This is a genomic window from Kyrpidia sp., assembly GCF_023512215.1.
GTDB classification, from domain to species: domain Bacteria; phylum Bacillota; class Bacilli; order Kyrpidiales; family Kyrpidiaceae; genus Kyrpidia; species Kyrpidia spormannii.
On sequence record NZ_JAILZZ010000115.1, the window covers coordinates 1 to 2,325 of the forward strand.

General features: G+C 55.0%; 2 protein-coding genes. Both read left to right on the forward strand.

From position 1 onward, the window contains the following. On the forward strand, positions 1–991 hold a 991-nt coding region (locus K6T64_RS16690; RefSeq protein ID WP_288011352.1), incomplete at its 5' end, for an EAL domain-containing protein. A gap of 772 nt (positions 992–1,763) precedes the next feature. Continuing rightward, the coding region (locus K6T64_RS16695; RefSeq protein WP_288011354.1) for an oligosaccharide flippase family protein at positions 1,764–2,325 on the forward strand (562 nt) is incomplete at its 3' end.

A 2,325-nucleotide genomic window follows, 5' to 3' on the forward strand; every position in this document is an offset into this window, starting at 1 on the left:
AAGGGATTTTCGAATCCTTAACGATTCATTCACCCGCCAATTTCGACACGCGGCTATAATCGTCCTTACCAAGTCTGTACGAGTTCAGGTCTTTGGAGAAGGTGACAAGATGCCTTGGGGGCCCCGATCATGGAAACAGGAGCTGTCCGCGTGGATTTGCGCCGGGCGGGAAGCGGTGCGGCGGAGGCGGGAGTTGTATGAAGAGGCGGTGCGGCGCCGGGAGCTGGAGCGGTTCATCCGGGACCGCAACATGGTGACACTGTTTCAGCCCATCATCCGTCTGGCCGACGGGGAGACCATTGGGTTTGAGGTGTTGAACCGGCCGCCGGTGAGCTCGTCGTTTCCAAATGCGGAGGCTTTTTACCACTATGTCGGGCAGTCTTCCCAGGTGTTCGCCGTGGAGCGCGGCTGCAGGGAGATGGCCCTGTGTCGGTTTGCGGAACAGGTCGAGGCGATGAGCGACCTCCGAAATGCCCTGATTTTCCTCAACATCCATCCCCATGTGATCGCCGATCCGTCTTTCCGGGCCGGGCACACCCTTCGCCTGGTCCAGGACTACGGATTTACTCCTTCCCAAATTGTGCTGGAATTGACCGAGCGCGGGGCGATTGAGGACTACGGCCGCTTCGCCCGACTGCTCTATCATTACCGGTCCCAAGGGTTTCGGGTGGCGGTGGACGATGCCGGGACCGGGTACAACAGCCTCCAGACCCTCGTCTGTTTACAGCCGGAGTTTCTTAAACTGGATCGTTTCCTGGTGCGGGGCATCGCCGACAATGCGGCGGCCAGGCGAATGGCGGCGCTGCTCCTGGACTACGCCCGGGAGTCGGGCACCCGGGTGATCGGCGAAGGGATCGAGACGGCGGAAGAGTTCGCCTGCCTCCGGGACATGGGCGTGGAGTTGGGACAAGGGTTCGCGACCGGGCGACCGGCGCCTCGGGCCATCCGTGGCAGGGTACCGACCACGGAGCCGGTGCGGGGGTTGGCGTGAGGGTTAACCTGCTAGGGAACGGCTGGCAAGACGTCGCGAACTTCGAACGTTTTTCATTGCAAATGTGTAAACGAGTATTGAATGTCTGTAAACCCTTGCGCTGTGCGTTTGGTAGGCGTGTTTTTCCACTTGGTACATATCATTTCCATTAGCCATTGTATAACTCACGTTGGCTCATGGGTCAAATTTTTTGGTCAAAACAGTTGAAGGCAGAGCTTTTCAGTGACATATCGCAGATTTATTTCTATAATAAAGCTGGAGTATGCCCAGGAGGCTCATAGGTATTTAGGTGTTCCTCGCTGATTCCAGTCAGTAAGCGAAACACCCGGGCGGAAACGTCGGTAAAGCGTCTAAGGTTGTAAGGGGTGCTGTGTGAGCGAAGGTTGGATACCCGAAGAGATTTTCGCTGGGACATGCCTAAGTTTTGCTGAGAACTGTCACCACGGTGTGGTATTCGGTTACAATATCCGAGAGCCGCTCGCGACACTCAAGGGTGAGGACTGAGATGAACAGTCGTGGTGTAATGTTGTTTGTTTTTATTGCCGGGAGGGACGTTTGCTGGCTATCTTGATTCGATGATGGTGGTGGTAATTGGGATCGGTTACCTGGGCCTTACAAAAGGTGTGACGTGTGCCCAGTGGGCCACCAAATCAGATTGCATGCGGGGCGAAGTCCGATCCAGAAGGCTTGGAATCTGGCCGGCATGAAAAAAGCTTCTAAAAATAGCAGTGCGTACAGTGTTCAATAGTACACTAAGAGGTGTCTTAAGGGCATGCCCACTTGCTTCAGTAGGTTTTTACGCCATGCACTTGTTCATAACGTGCTGGCCCTTTATGGCGTGAACATTGCCAATTACTTCTTCCCTCTTATCACTGTACCCTATTTGGCTCGAGTGTTGGGACCAGAGGAATGGGGTATGGTGGCTTTCGCCCAGGCTTTCGGACAATACATCAACTTAGTTGTAGAGTACGGGTTCGATCTTTCCGCGACTCGGGAGGTCGCACGGACTCGGGATTCTCTGGATAGACGTGCCGATCTTATTGCCGGGGTTCTGGGGGCAAAAGTGGTTCTCGCCTCAGTCGTGCTTGGGGTGGTCTTTGTCATTTGTCATTGGGTGCCGCCTTTTCAGGAGCACTCCAAGATTCTGTGGGCTGGGGTATTTTGGGCATTAGCGATGGCTTTTACATTGCGGTGGTACTTTCAGGGTCTGGAACGGATGCGTTTGGTGGCCGTTTTGGACGTGAGCGCCAAGGCACTGGCCGTTTTAGGAATTTTACTTTTGGTCAGGGGGCCGGAAGATGGCTGGAAGGTGCTTGTTCTGCAAGGTGCAGGCT